At 33.6% G+C, this 20,676-nt stretch carries 17 protein-coding genes; 6 read left to right on the top strand and 11 right to left on the bottom strand.

Features of this window, described 5'->3' with window-relative positions:
* The first annotated feature begins 11 nt into the window (after nt 1-11).
* Nucleotides 12-884, top strand: coding sequence for a succinate--CoA ligase subunit alpha (gene sucD / locus AABL81_RS06710; RefSeq protein WP_090408306.1), 873 nt, complete (start codon nt 12-14; stop codon nt 882-884).
* A gap of 320 nt (nt 885-1,204) precedes the next feature.
* Here sucD and pheT read toward each other — a convergent pair whose 3' ends face one another.
* The 3 genes from pheT to AABL81_RS06725 all read right to left on the bottom strand — a co-directional run bounded on the left by pheT (nt 1,205) and on the right by AABL81_RS06725 (nt 6,329).
* Complete coding sequence (pheT, locus tag AABL81_RS06715) at nt 1,205-3,640, bottom strand: phenylalanine--tRNA ligase subunit beta (RefSeq protein ID WP_158211048.1); 2,436 nt, start codon at nt 3,638-3,640, stop codon at nt 1,205-1,207.
* 101 nt (nt 3,641-3,741) lie between these two features.
* The gene (locus tag AABL81_RS06720) at nt 3,742-4,155 is read right to left on the bottom strand and encodes a thiol-disulfide oxidoreductase DCC family protein (protein WP_090410271.1); all 414 of its coding nucleotides are present in this window, start codon (nt 4,153-4,155) and stop codon (nt 3,742-3,744) included.
* Nucleotides 4,155-6,329 carry an endonuclease MutS2 gene (locus AABL81_RS06725; protein WP_158211047.1) on the bottom strand — a complete coding sequence of 725 codons (2,175 nt, stop codon included), beginning with the start codon at nt 6,327-6,329 and terminating at the stop codon, nt 4,155-4,157. The genes AABL81_RS06720 and AABL81_RS06725 overlap by 1 nt, the downstream gene beginning before the upstream one ends.
* A 436-nt stretch (nt 6,330-6,765) precedes the next feature.
* Here AABL81_RS06725 and AABL81_RS06730 point away from each other — a divergent pair, with 436 nt between their 5' ends.
* On the top strand, nt 6,766-8,031 hold the full coding sequence (locus tag AABL81_RS06730; protein WP_341340650.1) for an acetyl-CoA hydrolase/transferase family protein: 1,266 nt from the start codon (nt 6,766-6,768) through the stop codon (nt 8,029-8,031).
* Nucleotides 8,032-8,145: 114 nt separating this feature from the next.
* Here AABL81_RS06730 and AABL81_RS06735 read toward each other — a convergent pair whose 3' ends face one another.
* Nucleotides 8,146-9,039, bottom strand: coding sequence for a DMT family transporter (locus AABL81_RS06735; RefSeq protein WP_341340651.1), 894 nt, complete (start codon nt 9,037-9,039; stop codon nt 8,146-8,148).
* A gap of 95 nt (nt 9,040-9,134) precedes the next feature.
* Between AABL81_RS06735 and AABL81_RS06740 the strand changes: the two genes are divergently transcribed.
* Nucleotides 9,135-10,556, top strand: a complete 1,422-nt coding sequence (locus AABL81_RS06740; RefSeq protein ID WP_341340652.1) for an aminotransferase-like domain-containing protein — start codon at nt 9,135-9,137, stop codon at nt 10,554-10,556.
* A 183-nt stretch (nt 10,557-10,739) separates the two neighbouring features.
* Here AABL81_RS06740 and AABL81_RS06745 read toward each other — a convergent pair whose 3' ends face one another.
* Nucleotides 10,740-12,188, bottom strand: a complete 1,449-nt coding sequence (locus AABL81_RS06745; protein ID WP_158211043.1) for a TonB-dependent receptor — start codon at nt 12,186-12,188, stop codon at nt 10,740-10,742.
* A gap of 82 nt (nt 12,189-12,270) precedes the next feature.
* On the opposite strand from AABL81_RS06745, the gene AABL81_RS06750 reads away from it, so the two are divergent.
* The 3 genes from AABL81_RS06750 to AABL81_RS06760 are packed head-to-tail and all read left to right on the top strand — an operon-like array spanning nt 12,271 to nt 14,093.
* A complete protein-coding gene (locus AABL81_RS06750; protein WP_341340653.1) occupies nt 12,271-13,035 on the top strand; it encodes an MBL fold metallo-hydrolase in 765 nt (254 codons plus the stop codon).
* Nucleotides 13,036-13,049: 14 nt separating this feature from the next.
* Complete coding sequence (locus tag AABL81_RS06755) at nt 13,050-13,544, top strand: hydrolase (RefSeq protein WP_158211041.1); 495 nt, start codon at nt 13,050-13,052, stop codon at nt 13,542-13,544.
* Nucleotides 13,545-13,562: 18 nt separating this feature from the next.
* Nucleotides 13,563-14,093, top strand: coding sequence for a hypothetical protein (locus AABL81_RS06760; protein ID WP_158211040.1), 531 nt, complete (start codon nt 13,563-13,565; stop codon nt 14,091-14,093).
* Nucleotides 14,094-14,134: 41 nt separating this feature from the next.
* Here AABL81_RS06760 and AABL81_RS06765 read toward each other — a convergent pair whose 3' ends face one another.
* The 6 genes from AABL81_RS06765 to AABL81_RS06790 form a co-directional block, all read right to left on the bottom strand.
* Entirely contained in the window at nt 14,135-14,785 is a 651-nt protein-coding gene (locus AABL81_RS06765) for an alpha/beta hydrolase (protein ID WP_090410280.1), read from the bottom strand.
* Between the two features lie 5 nt (nt 14,786-14,790).
* Complete coding sequence (locus AABL81_RS06770) at nt 14,791-15,135, bottom strand: hypothetical protein (RefSeq protein WP_158211039.1); 345 nt, start codon at nt 15,133-15,135, stop codon at nt 14,791-14,793.
* 15 nt (nt 15,136-15,150) lie between these two features.
* Nucleotides 15,151-16,407, bottom strand: coding sequence for a dihydroorotase (locus AABL81_RS06775; RefSeq protein ID WP_341340654.1), 1,257 nt, complete (start codon nt 16,405-16,407; stop codon nt 15,151-15,153).
* A gap of 113 nt (nt 16,408-16,520) precedes the next feature.
* Nucleotides 16,521-17,276: a carboxypeptidase-like regulatory domain-containing protein gene (locus AABL81_RS06780; RefSeq protein WP_158211037.1), complete on the bottom strand. Its 756-nt coding sequence runs from the start codon at nt 17,274-17,276 to the stop codon at nt 16,521-16,523.
* Between the two features lie 70 nt (nt 17,277-17,346).
* Entirely contained in the window at nt 17,347-19,212 is a 1,866-nt protein-coding gene (locus AABL81_RS06785; RefSeq protein ID WP_158211036.1) for a DEAD/DEAH box helicase, read from the bottom strand.
* An 878-nt stretch (nt 19,213-20,090) separates the two neighbouring features.
* Complete coding sequence (locus tag AABL81_RS06790; protein WP_158211035.1) at nt 20,091-20,669, bottom strand: non-canonical purine NTP diphosphatase; 579 nt, start codon at nt 20,667-20,669, stop codon at nt 20,091-20,093.
* Between the last annotated feature and the right edge of the window lie 7 nt (nt 20,670-20,676).

The following is a 20,676-nucleotide window of genomic DNA, read 5'->3' on the forward strand; positions in this document are numbered from 1 at the left end:
AAAACAAGATCATGAGTGTTTTAGTAAATAAAGATTCAAAAATAATCGTTCAGGGATTTACTGGAAGTGAAGGTACATTCCACGCTTCTCAAATGATTGAGTACGGAACAAACGTTGTTGGTGGTGTTACTCCAGGAAAAGGTGGTAGTACTCACTTAGATCGTCCAGTATTTAATACAGTTTCAGAAGCAGTTGAGAAAGCAGGTGCTGATACATCTATTATCTTCGTTCCACCAGCATTTGCTGCAGATGCTATTATGGAAGCTGCTGATGCAGGAATTAAAGTTATTATTTGTATCACAGAAGGAATTCCTGTTGCTGATATGATCAAAGCTTACAACTATATCAAAGGTAGAGATTGTAGATTAGTAGGACCTAACTGTCCAGGTGTTATTACTCCAGGTGAAGCTAAAGTTGGTATTATGCCAGGTTTCGTATTCAAAAAAGGTACTGTAGGAATTGTTTCTAAATCAGGAACTTTAACTTATGAGGCTGCTGACCAAGTTGTAAAACAAGGATTAGGAGTTACTACTGCTATTGGTATTGGTGGTGATCCAATTATCGGAACTACAACTAAGGAAGCTGTACAGTTATTAATGGCTGACCCAGAAACTGAAGCAATCATTATGATTGGTGAAATTGGAGGTCAATTAGAAGCTGATGCTGCTCGTTGGGTAAAAGAAAATGGTAACAAAAAACCTGTTATTGGATTCATCGCTGGAGAAACTGCTCCAAAAGGAAGAACAATGGGACACGCTGGTGCTATCGTAGGTGGTGCAGATGATACTGCTGCTGCTAAAAAACGTATTATGGCTGAGTGTGGAATCCACGTTGTTGATTCTCCTGCTGAAATCGGTAAAAAAGTAAAAGAAGTTTTAGGATAGGTCTTTGACTTACTAAAATATATTATATAGGAAAGCCAATACATTTATTTGTATTGGCTTTTTTATTTTCTATATTTTCAATAAATTATTTAGATTATTTTACTGTTTAAATAAGAATAGAAAGTTTACTTATTTTTAAGTGCTTTATGTTTAATATTTTTTCTTTTCAATATAGGAATGTAGTAAGTTAATTAAGGCTAAAATTCTATAATTATAGTGGCCTTATAAGTAATGCTATTTTGTATATGTCTTAAAATAACAAAAGCCTAAACTATTTAGTTTAGGCTTTTGTTTATAATGTATAAATATGAATCTTGTTATTATCTCAATTGAGCACCAACGTTGTTTTCAAGTTGGTATTGGATTTTACCCATTATCTTTTCAACTTGACTATCAGTTAATGTTTTACTTGAATCTTCCATTAAGATAGAAATAGCATAAGATTTTTTACCATCTTCTATTTTGTCTCCTTGGTAAACGTCAAATAATGTAACATCTTTAATAATGTTTTTATCAACTTGTTTAACGATATTGTAGATTTCTCCAAAAGTAACGTTCTCATTGATTAAAAGAGCATAGTCACGTTTAACAGAAGGGTATTTATTAATATCAGTAAATTTAATTTTAGCAGACAACATTTTAATTGTGTTGTCCCAATTAAACTCTGCATAGAATACCTCTTGTTTTATGTCAAACTCTTTAAGAACACCTTTCTTAAGAATACCAAATTCAACAATTAGATCTTTACCTAAGTAGTATGCGATACCTTCAGAGAAGATGTCAGATTCAACAGGTTGAGTTGTTGTTTTTGTTAATCCTAAACGTGCTACAATAGCGTTGATGTAAGCTTTAAATTCAAAGAAATCAACAGGTTTTTGTGTTGAGTTCCAACTTGCTTTAGTAATATTACCAGTTGCAAAAACAGCGAAGCGTTTGTATTCTTCATAACTGTTTAGCATTTTGTGGTAAGTTTTACCAAATTCAAAGAATTTTAAATCTCCACGTTTTCTATTGATGTTGTAAGAAATAGACTCTAAACCTCCAAAAAGTAAAGATTGTCTCATTACACATAAGTCGTGACTTAATGGGTTTAAGATATCTACTTGGAAACTTGAATTGATATTCTCAGATAAATTGCTGTAATCAGGAGTAGTTAATGAGTTATTCATAATCTCATGGAACCCTTGAGCAACCAATTGGTTAGCAATAATATTCTGTACTTTATGATCTTCAGTACGAGAGTTTGCCGCAATTGTAGCGTTTAATTTAGAAGAATAAGTGATATTATTGAAACCATATACACGTAATACTTCTTCGATGATATCAATTTCTCTTGTTACGTCTGCACGGTAAGCAGGTACAGTAATACCAATACCAACGTCAGACATACTATGTACTTTAATGTCTAAAGACACTAAGATTTTCTTGATTGTATCCTTTGGAATTTCTTCTCCAAGTAAGCGAGTAATATTGTTGAAGTTTAAGAATACTGAGTTGTCTTCAATTTTCTTAGGGTATAAATCAACGATATCAGAAGTGATTTCACCTCCAGCTACTTGTTGAATCAATAAAGCTGCGTGCTTTAAAGCATATTCTGTAATAGACGGGTCAATTCCTCTTTCAAAACGGAAAGATGAATCAGTATTTAAACCGTGTCTTTTAGCTGCTTTACGGATAGTTACTGGGTTAAAGTAAGCACTTTCTAAGAAGATTGTTGTCGTGTTTTCAGAAACAGCTGACTTTAATCCTCCAAAAATACCTGCTAAACACATTGGACCGTTTTCGTCACAAATCATCAAGTCATCTTGGTGAAGAGTTCTTTCAACTCCGTCAAGAGTTGTGAATTTTGTTCCAGCGTCAACAGTTTTAACAATAACTTTTCCACCTTTGATTTTAGCTGTATCAAAAGCGTGTAACGGTTGTCCTAAATCGTGTAGTACATAGTTTGTAACGTCAACGATATTGTTTTTAGGAGCAATTCCAATAGCTTTAAGTCTGTTTTGTAACCACTCAGGAGATTGTTTTACTTCAACTCCAGAAATAGTAACTCCGCAGTATCTTGGAGCTTTTTTATAATCATTAACGCTTACGTCAATTTTTAACGTTCTACGTTCTACTTTAAATTTACTAACAGAAGGAGTAATCAACTCTTTGTGTTGAATTTCCTCTTTTGAGTTTTGTAAAAGGCCAGCTCTTAAATCACGAGCAACCCCCCAATGACTCATTGCATCAGAACGGTTAGGAGTTAATCCAATTTCAAAAACTTCGTCAGTTACAACATTGAAAATAGTTGCAGCAGGAGTACCTGGTTCCCATTTGTTATCAAGAACTAAAATACCACTACCGTCTGTTCCAATTCCAAGTTCTACTTCAGAACAAATCATACCAAAGCTCTCTTCTCCACGAATTTTACCTTTTTTGATTTGGAATGCAATTCCTTCTGCATCGAATAATTCTGTACCAATTGTAGCAACAGGTACTTTCTGTCCTTCAGCAACATTAGGAGCACCACAAACGATTTGTACTGGTTCACCCGTTCCTAAATCAACTTTTGTTACGTTTAATTTGTCTGCATTAGGATGTTTTGTACAAGACAATACGTGTCCAACAACAACTCCTTTTAAACCACCTTTTAAACTCTCATAGTGAGTGATTCCTTCCACCTCAAGACCTAAGTCTGTTAAGATTTCTGAAGTTTCGTCTGGTGTAATGTCTAATTTAATGAATTGTTTTAACCAATTGTATGAAATCTGCATTCGAGAATAGTTTTTTATAAGTACGCAAATATAAGCAATGCCTAAGTTTAAGTGAAATTATTTGCGATTAAAAAATCACAAAAAAGTATTAAGATTAGAAATTATAGAAATTTCTGTTTAATTGATTCATTAGGAATCATACAACTTTCCTTTTTTCCATACCATTTATAACGATTTTTAGCTATAAAATCATAACCAATATCTGTAAGTGCTTTGGGAAAAACGGAAAAGATATTTATCAGAGAGTAGGGAAGTCCTAAGTATGAAGCTATCTTAAAAGCTGCTTGGGATTTTAGGTAGTAAGAAATACCTGGTTGGTAAAGCACAATGCTATCCATTTTTTGTCTATCCACACCAATGTAATCCAAAATCTGTTTACCGATTTCAGAATCTAAAGAAGCAAATCTAAACTGATCGTTTTTATCTGCTTTAATAACCTTTTGAACGGTGTTGTCGCAAAGGTTGCAAACACCGTCAAACAAGATTATTTTTTTATTTCGTGGTATATCTAACATTACTTTTTACGTTGTACCATTTCCAATTGATCTAAACTTACTTTAGAAGTAAAGAAACCATAGTTAACAGTAGCTTTATTTTTTTCAATAACGTCAATTGTTCCAACAGAACGACCGTCTATCATACGAACTCTATCTCCAACTTTTAGAGGGAAGTTCGTTTTGTTTTTAACTTGTTCTTGTTGTTTTTTGACCTTCTCTTCTTTCTTTTCTTGGCGAATCACCTCAACTTTTTGCTCTACCTCTTTGATAAGCTCTTTCTGTTGTTGTTCTTTCTCCTTTTTCTCTTTTATGGTAACTTTCTTACGCTTAGAGTTTTCAATTTCAACAACTTTTAATACTTCTCCAAACAGAGTTTTCTTGCTTTTATTGTTGAAGTATTTTTCTGATAGATCATCTAAACGTTGTCCAAGAGAAACTAAGCGTTGATTTGAGTCGAAAAGCTCTTGGTATCTCTCCAATTTTTCTTGAATCTTCGTGTTGATAGATTCCATTTTCTTACTCTCTTCTCTTGCTTTTGTTTCTTCCTCTTTTAGGTTTTGAGAGGTACGTTCTAACTTATGACGCTCTTTTTGCAAATTAGCAATTGTTTTGTCAAAGCGAACTTTATCACCTTCCACTTTTTTCTTAGCTCTATTGATTAAGCTAAAAGGAATACCGTTTTTCTGTGCTACTTCAAAAGTAAATGAACTACCAGCTTGTCCCACGTTTAACTTATACATTGGTTCAAGTGATTTCTCGTCGAACAACATATTGGCATTGGTGGCATTAGGTAATTCATCTGCTAATATTTTTAAATTAGTGTAGTGAGTGGTAATGATACCATAAGCCTCACGATCGTAAAACTCTTCTAAAAATACCTCAGCTAAAGCTCCTCCTAATTCAGGGTCAGACCCAGTACCAAACTCGTCAATTAAAAATAAAGTACGGTCGTTACACTTTTTCAAGAAGTAATTCATATTCTTTAAGCGGTAACTATATGTACTTAAATGGTTTTCAATTGACTGGTTGTCTCCAATGTCAGTTAAAATTCGATCAAATAAGAAGGTTTTACTGCGTTCGTGAACAGGAATAAGTAAACCTGACTGTAACATAAGTTGAAGTAATCCAACAGTTTTTAACGTAATACTCTTTCCTCCAGCGTTTGGTCCAGAGATAACAATAATACGACTATCCTGTTCTAAACTAATTGTTTGAGGATAAGTTGGTTTTCTTTTCTCTTTGTTGTTAACCAATAGAATAGGGTGGTAGGCTTCTCTGAAATACATTTCTCTTTCAGATGTTATTTCAGGTAACAGACCATTAATTTTATTAGCATATTTTGCCTTAGCAGCCGTAATATCAATAAAAGTCAAGAAGTTTTGATAGTCAAACAACAACTCTCTAAATGGGCGAATTGTATTCGTTAATCTTTTTAAGATGCGCACTATTTCTTCTCGCTCTTCGTATTCTAAGTTGTTTAATTCTCTTGAAAAACGGAGTGTAGCCTCTGGTTCAATATAAACGATGCTTCCCGTTTTAGATTGACCAAGTACACTACCTTTCACTTTACGTCTGTGCATTGCCATTACAGCTAATACACGTCTGTTTTCAACCACAGTTTCACGGATATCATCTAAATACCCTGCACTGTTGTATTGCGATAAAGCAGCACCAAAGCTTTGGTTGATTTTTCCTCTTACTAAGTTAATGTTCTTGCGAATATTCATTAAGTCAAGAGAAGCATTATCCTTGATCTCTCCGTATTTGTCCAATACATTTTCAATATCTTTTAAGATACTTTTTTCAAGGGGATAATCAACTGCTTTACTATATAAATTAGGGTAATATTCCTCAAATTTCTTTAAGTAAACAAGTAAGTTCAGTGTTGTTTCTGTCAGTGTAAATATCTTTTTAAAGCTACTTACTTCAAGAAAACTATCTTCAATTCCTAAAAACTTTAATTCGTAGTCAATGCCGTCGAAATAATGATTGGGAATTATATTGTTATTAGTGTATGAAGAAACATATTCAGACGTTTGTTTTAACGCTCGAATAGTAGATTCTTCTGTTTTATATGGTCCGATTTCCAAAGCAGCTTCTTTACCTGCTTCTGTTACACAAAGTGCAGAAACAGTTTCTAAAACTGTATGGAATTCTAAATCTTGTAATGTCTTTTTATTAATTGATGTCATTCTTTGTAAATGAGATTGAATACAAAAATAATACTATTTGGATTAATAATCCTTTTCAAATTAAAAGTTGTACAAAAGGCTGGTAAATATTGTCAGTGTTGCCTTACTAAATGATACTATATAGGCGTAAAAGTGATGAAGCTATTTGGTTGGCAAGTCATATCGTCTTGTTTTATGCAATTCAGGCTATGTGTGATATGTAGAAAATAAAAACATAAGATGCAGACATTTTTCTATAGTAACTCTTCAAATTAGATTAAATGTGGAAAAAATTAGAACAGGTAATCGTAAGAATCACTCAATATGTACATAAGCGATAGATTTATTTACCTAAACCCAACATCTGTCATATAATCATAAACTGAAAAGTTGTATTTTGTAAGCTGTTTAATCAAGCCAGCGATAACATCAATAGGTTGTACTAAAAGAAAATATTATGAAGTATGTTTCAGCGTCAGAAGCGGCAAAAGTAGTCAAGTCCGGAGATAGGATTTATGTACAAGCAGCAGCGGCAACCCCCAATGTTTTAACAAAAGCTATTTCAGATAGAGCAGATGAATTGAAAGGAGTGGAGTTTTGTCATATTCATACAGAAGGAGCGGCACCATATGCAGACCCAGTGTTAGCTGAGAGTTTTCACGTAAATTCATTCTTTATCGGAAAAAATGTACGTCATACTATTGCGGCTGGCAATGGTTCATATACCCCAGTTTTCTTGAGTGAAGTGCCTAATTTGTTTAGAAAAGGAGCTGTTACATTAGACGTTGTTTTAATTCAAGTTTCACCACCAGACGAACACGGTTTTTGTTCGTTGGGAGTATCTGTAGAAGCTACAGTTGCAGCGATGGAATGCGCTAAGGTTGTTATTGCTCAGATTAACTCTTTTATGCCACGAACTTTTGGTGATAGTGTGTTACATATTTCAAAGATTGATATGGCGGTAGAACACAATTGTCCGCTTTATGCTTCTAAGCCTACTGTAATTACGGACACAGAAGCTAAGATTGGTGGTTTTGTGGCCGAACTTATTGAAGATGAAAGTACTTTGCAAATGGGAATTGGGAATATTCCTAATGCGGTATTAGCTCAATTGACAAATCATAAGGATTTAGGATTGCACACAGAAATGTTTTCAGATGGTGTGATTGATTTGATAGAAAGTGGTGTGATAAACTGTTCTAAGAAGGCAGTTACCAAAGGAAGAGCATTAGCAACGTTTTTGATTGGTTCAGAGCGACTATATAAGTTTGTTGACAACAATCCCTTTATCGTTTTGAAAGAGTCTAACTATGTTAATGATACTTCTGTTATTCGTCAAAATCCTAAAGTAGTTGCTATTAACTCAGCTTTAGAAGTTGATTTAACAGGACAAGTATGTGCGGACTCGCTTGGTACAAAAATGTATTCAGGAGTAGGAGGACAGATGGACTTCGTACGCGGTGCATCGTTGAGTAAAGGAGGTAAGGCAATTATAGCGTTGTCTTCTGTTAGTAATCGCGGTGATAATCGAATTGTACCTTTCTTAAAACAAGGAGCTGGAGTTGTTACTACACGTGCTCACGCGCAATATATTGTTACAGAATATGGTGTTGCAGATTTGTATGGAAAGACTTTAAAACAAAGAGTGGAGGCAATGGCAAGTATTGCACATCCTAATTTTAGGGAAGAGGTTTTACGTACGTACTACAATAGTATAAAATAATTAAACTATACGATAGCAAAAAGGAGGTCATTGACCTCCTTTTTTAGTTTACAACTTACATTGTAAACTTATTATTAACCAATAATAATACTCTAAACTTATGCTATCTATTAATTACCCAAACTTTTTACTTCCAGCTACACATAAAATGACTCCAATAGTTACTAGTATCATATTTGGACTTACATATTCGTTTAACAATGTAGCTGCTAATGCTAAACCAAAGAAAGGTTGAAGTAATTGTAATTGACCTACAGATGCAATACCACCTTGTGCTAATCCTTTGTACCAAAATACAAACCCAAGAAACATACTAAATACTCCTAAGTACGCAACGCCAATCCACGCGTCTACACCTACAAATTCGGGATTAGAAGGAGCTGTTAAAAACATAAGAGGTAGTGATACTGGAAGTGATAATACAACTGCCCACGAAATCACTTGCCATCCTCCTAATGCTTTTGATAATTTAGCACCTTCCGCATAACTTAGTCCACAAAGTAAAATGGCAATTAGCATTAGGATATTTCCGATTGTAGAACTTGTTCCTCCTTGTAAAACAGCAAATCCAATTACAATTAAACTACCTACTATTGAGAACAGCCAGAATATTGGTTTAGGTTTTTCACCTCCTCTTATTACTGCAAAAACAGCTGTTGACATAGGTAGTATTCCTAAATAAACTAATGAGTGTGCTGATGTAATATGTTGTAAAGCCAATGCAGATAGCAAAGGAAAACCAATTACTCCGCCTATTGCTACAATAGCTAAAGGTGTTAATTGTGCTCTTGTTGGCTTCTTTTCTTTAAATAATAATAAACAAGCCAATGCTAAAATTCCTGCAATTGCAGCTCTTACAGCAGTTACAAAAATAGGGTCTAAAGCAATAACAGCAGCTTTTGTTGCTGGCATAGAACCACTAAAAAGTAATACGCCTATAAAGCCATTAATCCATCCACTTGAAGTAGAGGTTTGTTTTACGGTGCTTAATGCAGTAGCTTGTTTCATGTCTAACGATTTATTTATAAGACAAAAATACAAGGATACAGTTGATAAGCACAGTAACAATTTTGTATATTTGAATGGATACAGTTTAGAATATTATGGAGCACAATTATTTATATATTGGTATTGCTGAGGCTATAGCTAAGCAAATAAAGAGTGGTGTATTGCGTGAAGGTGATAAGTTAGCTTCTGTACGTATGCTGTGTAGTGAACACAAAGTAAGTATGAATACAGCTAAACGGGTGTATCTTGAATTAGAGTCGCAAGGGTTGATAGAAGCAAAACCTCAGTCGGGGTATTATGTAAGCAATCGCTATTATGATGATATTCCATTGCCCCAAGCGAGTAATCCTATTTTATTAGCTAACAATAAAGAGCCAAAGGAGATAATTAGAAAGGTATATGCTAATATGGGAAACAGAGCATTAACCTTATTTTCTTATAGTACTTTATATGATGATTTTCTGCCATTAGCTAAGATGAAGAAAGAGATTATAGCGGCTTCTCGAACAGTAGCTTATGGAGGAGTAGAATATGATTCTGTGCAAGGAAATATTAATTTAAGAAGAATGATAGCTCAGCGTTCTATTAGTTGGGGAGGGAGTTTGACAGAAGATGATATTATTACAACAAATGGGAGTATGAGTGCTATTTCCTTGTGTATGTTAGCACTTGGCAAACCAGGTGACACAATTGCAATTGAGAGTCCGTGTTATCCAGGCATATTTCAGTTAGCTATTGATTTGGGGTTTAAGGTAGTTGAATTACCAACAGATCCGGTAACAGGAATAAAGATTGATGCATTAAAAGAGGCCTTAGCTTGTATTGATATGTGTTTGTTAATCTCCAATTATAATACTCCTTTAGGAAGTTGTATGCCAGATGAAAATAAGAAAGAGATGGTGGAGTTATTAGATAAACATAATATTCCGCTTATAGAGGATGATGTTTATGGAGATATGTATTTTGGCAATCAACGACCAAAGTGTTGTAAAGCCTTTGATAAAACAGGGAATGTTTTGTGGTGCAGTTCTGTGTCAAAAACTTTAGTGCCGGGTTATCGCGTGGGTTGGGTTTCTGCAGGAAAATATAAGGATAAGATAATACACCAAAAGTTGGTTCACTTAATATCTACTCCCTCTTTAATGCAGGAGGCAGTTGCGAGTTTTATGAAATCTGGCAATTATGATAAACACTTACGTAAGTTAAGGAAGGATATTTATAGCAATTACCAAAAATACTTGAATACTATTATTAATAGTTTTCCTTTGGGAACAAAGGTCAATAGACCACAAGGAGGTTTGTCATTGTGGATAGAGTTTGATGAGCGCATAGACGCAATGGATTTGTACGACTTGGCAATTTCAGAGAAGATAAGCATAGCTCCTGGGCGTATGTTTACAGTACAAGAGCAATTTCAGAATTGTATTCGCCTGTGTATTGGTTTGCCTTGGTCAGATGATGTAGAGATAAAATTAAAGAGGATAGGGGTTTTGAGTAAACAATTACTTAAAAAATAAGGAGGCTGTCTGAAAAGGTTGCATTATTTCCTTAGGACTTAATATTTGTAAGCTTGTACTTATGGGGTATAAATCTAAAGCGTAGTAATCTAAAGAAAGATATCTTTTAAGATAAACTGTAATAAAAAAAGGAGGTCATTGACCTCCTTTTTTTATAAGCTGTTGTAAAGACAACATCTAATATTATTTCTTTTTATAACCGAAAAGTTCTTTTTCTTTAATGATTTTAGAAATACCTTCAGGTAATTTATCTTCCCAGCCATCTGTGTTTTGTTGAAGAAGCTTAAGGACATCTCTTGAGAAGATTGATAAATTCTCTTTTTGATAGTCATCAATATCAATGATTTGTTCTGTTTTCTTAAAGAATTTGTATAGCTCTTTAATGTGTAAAGCTACTTTTAAGTTTGTAGAATCAACGATTTCTCCTTCTTCATTTAGCATAGGATATAAGAAAATCTTCATATCATTTCTAAATAACTTACCAAGTCCTTCTAAAATACCCCCTGTTAAGTTTTTGTAATATTTCTCTTCAAAAATGTTTAACAAGCTACTAACTCCCATTGCTAATGCAATTTTTTGGTCAGTGTATTTAGAGTAGTACTCTGTTAATTTGTAGTACTCTTGATAGTTAGAGATCATTACTGTTTGCCCTAATGAGCACAATAAATCAGCTCTGTGTAAGAAGTCTATTTCATCTAATTCACCTTCAGACAATAAGTTAGAAAGCGTAATTTCAAAGATTACTTTTGTGTTGTTTTCAGACAAGTTATTTGTACTTAAAAACTTAGCAAGAGATTTTCTGTATAAGTTCATATTTACAATTGTAACTGGTCTGTAACTACCTCTTAACGTAAGAATGTTTTGTTTGTACAATGCATTAGCAGGTAAAATACTTCTTCCGTCAGGACCAAACATAACAGCCTCTGTCATTCCATTTTTAACCAAAAGTAAACTCATCAAACGATTGTCTACTTTATCAAACATAGGACCAGAGAAGTTGATACTATCAATCTCGATTTGGTCTTTGTCTAAGTGGTCGTATAGACTATAAATTAATTTCTTAGGATCGTGATGTTGGTAAAAAGCACCATAAATTAGGTTAACCCCTAATATTCCTAATGTTTCTTGTTGTAGTTTAGAGTCAGTTTCTTTGAACTGGATATGAAGAACAATTTTACTGTATTCTTGATCTGATTTTCCTTGGAACATAATTCCAACCCAACCGTGACCTTTGTTCTTTTTAGCGTAGTCAATTGTAGCTACTGTATTGGCATAACTAAAGAAAGTTTTTGTAGGGTTTTCTGCTCTTACCAAGCGGTCCTCAATCTTCTTAGTCTCGTAATCTAACATTTTAATCAGACGGCTTTCCGTTACATATCTTCCGTCATCTTCAACCGTATAAATAGCGTCACTAAAAACTTTATCATAAGCAGACATTGCCTTTGCAACTGTTCTTGAAGAACCACCAGCTCTAAAGAAATGGCGCACTGTTTCTTGTCCTGCCCCAATTTCAGCAAATGTTCCGTATATGTTATTGTTTAAGTTAATGCGAAGAGCTTTGTCTGATATGGCAGGCTGATGCTCTATAAATCTATCTCCTTCTAATACTAAATCTTCTGCAAAATTTTTCATCTGTAAGCTATTTTAAACAAACCTAACAAATATCGTACAACAAAAAAAGATAAACCTTATTTTTGTGGAAAATTATAGCATTTTGGAAGTATATTTTTTGGGAACAGGTACCTCACAAGGTATTCCTATTTTAGGGATTGATCATCCGGTAGCTAAAAGTGAAGATCAAAGAGATAAAAGATTGCGAACTTCTGTTTTAATCAAATGGGATGATACTACTATTTTAGTGGATTGTGGTCCTGATTTTAGACAACAGATGCTAACGGCTGAGTGTAGTTATTTAGATGCGATATTGTTTACGCACGAGCACGCTGATCATATTGCAGGTCTTGACGAAATACGACCTCTAAGCTACCTTTATGGACCAATGCCTCTCTATGCTTCTGAAAGGGTAATGACTGCTTTAGAGAAGAGATATGAGTATATATTCACACAAGAGAATAGATATCCAGGTGCTCCGAGTGTATTAGAACATATTGTGAACTCAAATGAAGCGTTTCAGGTTAAAGATAAAACTATCGTTCCTATAGATATTATGCACGGACCATTGCCTATTTACGGGTATCGCTTTGGAGATTTAGTCTACATAACAGATGCAAAATACATTGCAGAAGAAGAAATAGAGAAAATAAAAGGGTGTAAGGTTTTGATAGTAAATGCCTTGAGGATAAAAGAGCACCCGACTCATTTTAGTTTAGCCGAATCCTTAGCGTTTATTGAGAAGATAAAGCCAGAGAAAGCTTATTTAACACACATTGCGCAAGATTTAGGTTTTCACAAAGAAGTCTCTGCAATTCTCCCAAATAATGTATATTTGGCATATGACAATTTACGAATAAATATTTAAATTTACTTTTCATTATGAGACATAAGGCTTTCTTCTATTTATTCCTTTTTTCAATTGTAATCATGGTATTGTTTTATGCAAACAATAAAAATATGTATCAAATGGAGGAGAAGAAGATAGAAATTGCACACAAGAGAATTGATATTGTACGAGATTCTTTAAAGCAAGTGATTAAAGAGTACAATGAGGCAAATTACTTTTCAGTAGAAAATAACGAAGATGCGCAAGAGTATTTCGATTATAAAAAGATTGATGATAATTTAATTCAAATTAAAGAAGAGATATTAGCTTTAAATCACCAAGAAAATGGTAATCCATTAGTGCCTTACGGTAAAATCAACGAAGATAAATGTATAATCAATAAAGTTAAGATTATCAATCACAGATGGGCTATTGCTGATTTTTATGCGGGGGCTATTCACGGAGAAGTATTGATAAAGTATTTCTTTACAGAAGGTAAGCCAACAGAGTTTAAAACAATTGATACGATTTTATATCCAACAAAATAAACCATAACACTTATTAATATGAGAATATCTTTAAGTTTAACAGCATTGTTATGCTTTTTGTTTGCATCGTGTGATTTTATATTAAAGGAAGATAAAGGTGATACTGCGAAAGAAGTAGTAAATACTAACGGTAGTAGAACAATTGTTTCGCACGATGAAGATGAACACGGTTGTGCTTACACGGCTGGTTATAAATGGAGTTCGATCGAAGAAGATTGTATTCGTATTTTTGAAAAAGGCTTTCGTTTAAATCCGATAGGATTAGGTGAAGATAGTGTAGAGGAGAATGAACTTGAAGACAACGATGTTAGTTGTTTTGTATTATTCTCTGACAACAAAAAGGAAGCGGAGATTTTTTTACCTAATGAAACAGGTGGTTTGTTGTTAGAACAAACAAAGCAGAAAAAGTTATATACAAATGAAGGGTGGGAGTTAGAAACAGAAAAAGACTTAGTTTTAAAGTATAAAGGAGAAGTTAAGTTTACTGCTGCTAAAACAATAGAATTAAAAGTTATTAATTCTGATTTACTACCTGAAGAAGATGAATAAGAAAAAAGGCTGATATAATATTATATCAGCCTTTTTTATATTTATTTCAATAAGAACTTTTTGAAGTCTGCAAAGTTCAATGGGTGAACTCCGTGTCCTACAGGGTATTCTTTATACTCGTGTTCAATGTTTAAACTCTTCAAAATAGTAGGAGTTTGTCTTGCCCAATCTACAGGGATAACTTGATCTACTGTTCCGTGAGAGGCAAAGAACTTTAATTTGCCAAGATTACCTTTTTCAAAACCTTCTTTAATGATGTTACTATTGAAGTATCCACTTAAAGCAACTACTTTATTAATCTTTTCAGGATAAGAAAGTGCAATAGCATAACTTAATATAGCACCTTGACTAAATCCTACAAGATTGATGTCATTGGCATCAATTGGATATTTAGCAATTAGTTCATCAATAAATTTAACGATTAAGTCTCTTGATTCAATAGCCTGATTATCGTCAGAGAATTTATTAGCATCTGCGTCAAAGTGTATAGCATACCAAGCATTTCCGTAAGGAGGAACAGGGTAGGGTGCACGTGCAGAAATTACATAATAATCTTCAGGTAATTCAGAAGCAAAAGAAAATAAGTCTTCTTCATTACTTCCATATCCGTGAAGTAATAAAATAAGAGGGTTCTTTTCTTTCTTAACTTTTGGCTCTTGAATTAAGTATGCAATTGATAATGATGTATCCATAATAATTAAGCTGATAATTTATTAAACCATTTTTGGAAATATACGCCAATTTTTGGAAGTGGCTTAATGTCATTGCTTAAAGCTCCTACAAAGCTGTAAATCCACAGCACGAAGAAACTCAAGTAAAAAGCATAGAAAGCCATTTCAGAAGCGATTAAAGATGCAAGAGTCATCATTATAAAAAAGAACAAGTGTAAACCAATAGTTTGCTTTACATAAAAACCAGCAAAGCGATTTTTAGGTTCTAAGTTCATAAATACCGCAATAATACATCCTACAAATGTTAGGTGTGCTATAATAGCAGTGATTTTTCCCTCTTTAATTTCTTCTTTCGTAAATTGTTTCAGCATTGTAATTTATGTGTTTTATTTTTTGTTGAAGATAGCATTATTACCGTTAATAACACCTATAACTTTTCCTTTCATTGGTTGATTTAAGAAAGCAGAGTTTTTAGATTTTGATAATATAGCCTCTTTTGTGAATGTCCATTCGCTATTTGGGTCAAACAACGTAATATTTGCTTTTGCCCCCTCTGTGATAGTTGCTTTTTCAACTTTAAATATCTCCCTTGCTTTCGTAAGTTTTTCAACAATTACTTCAGTTGGTAAAATAGTTCCTAAAGCACCTAAAGCAGACTCTAATCCAACAGTACCATCTGTTGCTTTTTCAAACTCTAATTTTTTGTGTTCAATATCAAGTGGATTGTGCTCTGATGTAATACAATCAATAGTACCATCAAGAACTCCAGCGATTAATGCTTTTCTATGCGCTTCATCTCTCAATGGAGGTAATACTTTATATCTTGTATCAAAGTCGTTTAATACATCATCTGTCAGAATCAATTGGTGAACAGAAACACTACAAGTAACGTTTAATCCTTTGCTCTTAGCTTCTTTGATTAATTCAACTGATTTTGCAGTAGATATAGTAGGAATGTGCATTTTACCACCTGTGTATTCCAATAAGAATAAGTTGCGTGCAATTTGTAATTCTTCAGCAAGTGCAGGAATACCTTTTAATCCAAGTTTAGTACTTTCAATTCCTTCGTGCGCTACACCTTTTCCTTTGATGCTGCTATCTTGTGAAAAAGCGATAACTAATCCATCAAAATCTTGTGTGTATTGTAAAGCGATTTTAAGGATATTAGCATTTTGTATTGCTTTTTTATAGTCTCCAAATGCAACTGCTCCTGCATTTTGCATATCATATAATTCAGCTAAGTCAACTCCCTCTGATTTTACAGTTAATGCTCCGATAGGGAATACTTCTGTAGCTTTATTAAAAGCTTTATGCTTGATAAAGCTAATGATACTTTGTGTATCAGGAATAGGATTAGTATTTGGTTCTACTGCAATTTGTGTAAAACCACTCTTTGCAGCCACGTCAAGACCATTAGCGATAGTTTCTCTATCTTCAAAACCAGGCTCTCCTAAGCAAACAGAACTATCAAACCATCCTTGAGAAATGTGTAAATTTTCAGCATTGATAACATCACAGTTTGCAACGTTGATATCTTTTGCAATTTTAGTAATTACACCATTTTCAATCTGTAAATCAATAGTTTGGTTGTGGAAAGGACTCTGAGGGTCAATAACTTTGGCAGCTTTTAGAACAATATTCATCTTTGGTATAGTAGTTTATAATTAATGATGTGTTGTTATTTGTACAAAAATAGTTTTTATTTCTATTTTCCATAAGGGAAAACGGGGAAAAAGTGCAAAAAAAAATACATCTATTAATTAGATGTATTTACTTTTTTAGTAGCAAGAACTTTAGAGTTTTCAAAACAATCGCTAAGTGCTTGATATATTTGAAAATCAGTAGCCGTATAGATGAATTTATCACTATAGTTGCAATTTTGTAATGATTTAACGATGTCCTCTCTTGTGATATCTAAAAGTCCACAAACGATTTCACGGTCATACCTTGTTTGCATTAAAGCAATCATATTCTGATCCTCTTTAATAGCTTCAAGTTTTTTAAGTTTTTTAGATTTTCCTTTAAATAGATTATAAACCACATCAACAGGGCTAAAGAATGTACCCATTGCAGTTCCGTAATACGGAGTTTGGTTTCTTCTGTAGAAGTCAAACTGCATTTTTTCGTTTAATGCAATAAGTTTAGTGTCAACTTCCAAATAACCAGTTAGGTCAAACTTCTTGATAACAATTTCATCAAGTTCAATACTTTGTTCAGTAAAGTACACTTTTAAGTTGTCATTGTTAATCCAGTCGTTTGTAACTTTTAGTTTAATTGGTACATAACCAGGAAAAGAAAAATGAATAGAGTCATTAAGACTTGCTTCTACAGAGAAGCTACCATCGCGTTTACTGATGGTTCCTTTGACTTTAGTGATGTTAATTACATTTACATCATCGATCGGTAGAAAAGATTTATCATTTAGAATAGTACCACTTACAGTTGTCTTGTCTTGCGCCAAAACACCCACAGTAGTAAGTATTAGAAATAAAAAAACTGTAAAATTTCTCATAGTTTTTAAGATTGCTTAAAAATAAGAGATATTTTACAGTTTTGTATGTTATTTTAAAAAAATTAACAACTTAGTCTCTTCTTGATCTTCTTGAAGAATCACCGTCATTACTTCTTCTTGATCCTCTTTCATTTCTTGGAGAACGATCAGATGATCTTCTTTCTCCACGTCCTTCAGATGATCTTCTTTCTCCGCGACCTTCAGATGATCTTCTTTCGCCACCGAAAGATCTTCTCTCTCCGCCACGACCTTCAGATGATCTTCTTTCACCACCGCGTCCACGTCCACCACCACGGTTTCCATGATCACGTCTTCCGCTGTTACGTCCACCATCATTATTAGAGATTTCAACGTTAACACGTCTTCCGTTGTAAGTAACTCCGTTAAGAGTTTCCATTACTTTTTCAGCGTGTTCAGCTTCAGTATTAAAGAAAGAGAAACCTTCTTTTACATCAACTTTGAATAAGTCATCACGACCTAATTCTAAAGTATCACGTAAATAATCTTTTAAAGACATCCAATCTAAATCATCTTTAGCACCTAAGTTTACGAAGAAACGTACAGCACCATCAGTAGGAACCTCTTTCGAGTTGTTACGGTTTGCACCACCTACAGTAGATAAACTGTTAGAAGCTTTTTGGTAGTACTCTAAGAATTGGTTAAACTCTACAGAAACTACTTTTTTAATGATTTCTTCTTTGTCGAAGTCTTGTAATAATTCAGAGATAGCAGGTAAGTAAGCCTCGATTTCAGGGCTAACTTCTACTTCTTTGATTCTGTTAGCTAAGTGGAATAATTGAATTTCGCAAATTTCAATTCCAGAAGGAATTGGTTTCTCTTCGAATTTATTTTTGATAATTCTTTCGATTGCAGAAATTTTTCTTAATTCACTTTTGGTAACAATTACCATAGAAACACCTGATTTACCAGCACGTCCTGTACGTCCACTACGGTGAGTGTAAGTTTCGATTTCGTCTGGTAATTGATAGTTGATTACGTGTGTAATGTCATCAACGTCAATTCCACGAGCAGCAACGTCAGTAGCAACTAACATTTGAATTTGCTTAGCACGGAAAGACTTCATAACACCATCACGTTGAGCTTGCGATAAATCTCCATGAAGAGCAGCAGCATTGTAACCATCTTCAATTAATTTTTCTGCAATTGCTTGTGTATCTCTTTTTGTTCTACAAAATACAACTGAGAAAATATTTGGATTTGCATCTGCTAAGCGTTTTAAAGCTAAATAGCGATCTCTTGCAGATACTAAGTAAAACTCGTGACTAACGCTTTTGTTACCTTCGTTTTTATGTCCAACCGTAATTTCTTCCGGTGTTTTCATAAATTCTCTTGCGATTCTCGCAACTTCAGCTGGCATTGTAGCTGAGAATAACCAAGTACTTTTTTCTCTTGGTGTATCCGCTAAAATAGCAGTGATATCTTCGTAGAAGCCCATATTAAGCATTTCATCCGCCTCATCTAATACACAGTACTCGATGTTCTTGATGTTCACCATACCACGGTTGATCATATCTTGCATTCTACCTGGAGTAGCAACAATGATATGAGCACCACGTTTGATGTCTTTTGCTTGTTCTGTAATGCTTGCCCCACCATAAATAGCTACAGTATGAAGTCCTTTTACGTACTTCGAATACTGTTTGATTTCGTTTGCGATTTGCAAACATAACTCTCTAGTCGGCGATAAGATAAGAGCTTGTGTGTTTTTATTAGACACGTCTATCTTTTGAATCAAAGGGAAACCAAATGCTGCGGTTTTCCCAGTCCCCGTTTGGGCTAACGCAACAATATCGGTATTTCTTTCTAATAGTAATGGAATCGCCTTTTGTTGGATCTCAGATGGATTTTCAAAACCTAAATCTTTAATCGCTGATAAAAGAGATTCATTTAATCCTAATTGTTCGAAATTGTTCATATAAATATTAAATAGCCGCAAATGTACTACTATTCTGCGTAAAAAGATACTTTTGATATGGTTATTATTTTTAAAAATTCAAATTTTATGGTTTTAGTGGGAAAAATGTAATATATTAAGTGCTTTGTTTAGAACTTAATAGTCTGTGTTTGTTGCTCTTTTTGAGGCTTTTGTAATTGTTTTCCCTTATCTATAAGGGAGTTGTGATTTAACACTTTTTGGGAGAATCATTGAATATTTTACTTTAAAATATTACTACGTTTTACAAATATTGCTGTTTTTAGAAGCTATTTAATCCGACTTTTTGCTTTCAATAGAGGTTATTTGGTCCTTTTTTTAAAGAAATTTATATTAGAGGTAAAAACAGTGAAATTATTTGTCATTCTATTTTATATTCAACAATGGTGCATTGGATATAGTTTAGATAATTTGATAATAGGTCTTTTAAGTAAATTATTACAATTATTATTCTGTAGTATATGTAATCTGACTTGTGATTTTGGGTATGGTTGTTATACTTTAAAAAGAGTTTAGTAAAAGTTTTGTTTGGAACTTGTTCGGAAAAGATGCCTTTTTTACGAAGGTGATACGAACGATTTCCGAACAGCTTCCGAAGAAAGTACGTTTTAAAGTTATCTATTTTGGAATTTGAAGTGGAATTTGGAGAGATAATTTCTTGAAGAAGAAATGAAATTCTCTGCAAGTTAATCAAATTATTTTTCGAATAGGTGTGAAATAAGAGAAAATGTATTGCTTATCAGTTGGTTAGGGGAGTAGTGTAATGTTGGTTGATTTGATTTTAAGGTAGTGTAGTGCAGCAGATTAATAGGAGAGATTTTAGCATAAAAAAAGCTATCATTTCTGATAGCTCTATATTTTTATTCTGCTTGTAATAAGAATTCTACTAATTGTTTAACAGCTTTTCCTCTGTGACTAATAGCGATTTTTTCTTCCATACTTATTTCTGCAAAAGTTTTATCCATTCCATCTGCTTGAAAAATTGGATCGTATCCAAAACCATCTGTTCCTTTGCGTTGGTCAATGATTTGACCGTTTACAATACCAGTAAAATTATACGTTTCACCTTTGATATGTAATGTAATGACAGTTTTAAAGTTGGCTTTTCTATTGTCTTTGTCTTTCAATTCACGTAACAACTTGTCCATATTGTCCTCGTCGTTTTTTTGTTCCCCTGCATAACGAGCAGAGTAAACACCAGGCGCTCCGTTTAAAGCGTCAACTTCAAGTCCTGAGTCGTCAGCAAAACAATCATAACCATAGTGACGTTTAATAAAATCTGCTTTTAAAAGAGCGTTTCCCTCAATTGTATCAGCTGTTTCTGGAATATCAACAACACATCCGATGTCTTCCAAACTTAATATTTCGATAGAATCAGGTAGTTGATTTTTGATTTCTTTAATCTTGTTTTTGTTGTTTGATGCGAATACTAATTTCATTGTGTTA

Source organism: Myroides sp. C1519 (assembly GCF_038039755.1).
GTDB classification, from domain to species: Bacteria; Bacteroidota; Bacteroidia; order Flavobacteriales; family Flavobacteriaceae; genus Flavobacterium; species Flavobacterium phaeum_A.

What these genes read in the sequence shown, in the direction of transcription:
- sucD (WP_090408306.1), top strand. Translation starts at nt 12, where the DNA reads ATGAGTGTTTTAGTAAATAAAGATTCAAAAATAATCGTTCAGGGATTT.
- pheT (WP_158211048.1), bottom strand. Translation starts at nt 3,640, where the DNA reads ATGCAGATTTCATACAATTGGTTAAAACAATTCATTAAATTAGACATT.
- AABL81_RS06720 (WP_090410271.1), bottom strand. Translation starts at nt 4,155, where the DNA reads ATGTTAGATATACCACGAAATAAAAAAATAATCTTGTTTGACGGTGTT.
- AABL81_RS06725 (WP_158211047.1), bottom strand. Translation starts at nt 6,329, where the DNA reads ATGACATCAATTAATAAAAAGACATTACAAGATTTAGAATTCCATACA.
- AABL81_RS06730 (WP_341340650.1), top strand. Translation starts at nt 6,766, where the DNA reads ATGAAGTATGTTTCAGCGTCAGAAGCGGCAAAAGTAGTCAAGTCCGGA.
- AABL81_RS06735 (WP_341340651.1), bottom strand. Translation starts at nt 9,039, where the DNA reads ATGAAACAAGCTACTGCATTAAGCACCGTAAAACAAACCTCTACTTCA.
- AABL81_RS06740 (WP_341340652.1), top strand. Translation starts at nt 9,135, where the DNA reads ATGGAGCACAATTATTTATATATTGGTATTGCTGAGGCTATAGCTAAG.
- AABL81_RS06745 (WP_158211043.1), bottom strand. Translation starts at nt 12,188, where the DNA reads ATGAAAAATTTTGCAGAAGATTTAGTATTAGAAGGAGATAGATTTATA.
- AABL81_RS06755 (WP_158211041.1), top strand. Translation starts at nt 13,050, where the DNA reads ATGAGACATAAGGCTTTCTTCTATTTATTCCTTTTTTCAATTGTAATC.
- AABL81_RS06760 (WP_158211040.1), top strand. Translation starts at nt 13,563, where the DNA reads ATGAGAATATCTTTAAGTTTAACAGCATTGTTATGCTTTTTGTTTGCA.
- AABL81_RS06765 (WP_090410280.1), bottom strand. Translation starts at nt 14,785, where the DNA reads ATGGATACATCATTATCAATTGCATACTTAATTCAAGAGCCAAAAGTT.
- AABL81_RS06770 (WP_158211039.1), bottom strand. Translation starts at nt 15,135, where the DNA reads ATGCTGAAACAATTTACGAAAGAAGAAATTAAAGAGGGAAAAATCACT.
- AABL81_RS06775 (WP_341340654.1), bottom strand. Translation starts at nt 16,407, where the DNA reads ATGAATATTGTTCTAAAAGCTGCCAAAGTTATTGACCCTCAGAGTCCT.
- AABL81_RS06780 (WP_158211037.1), bottom strand. Translation starts at nt 17,276, where the DNA reads ATGAGAAATTTTACAGTTTTTTTATTTCTAATACTTACTACTGTGGGT.
- AABL81_RS06785 (WP_158211036.1), bottom strand. Translation starts at nt 19,212, where the DNA reads ATGAACAATTTCGAACAATTAGGATTAAATGAATCTCTTTTATCAGCG.
- AABL81_RS06790 (WP_158211035.1), bottom strand. Translation starts at nt 20,669, where the DNA reads ATGAAATTAGTATTCGCATCAAACAACAAAAACAAGATTAAAGAAATC.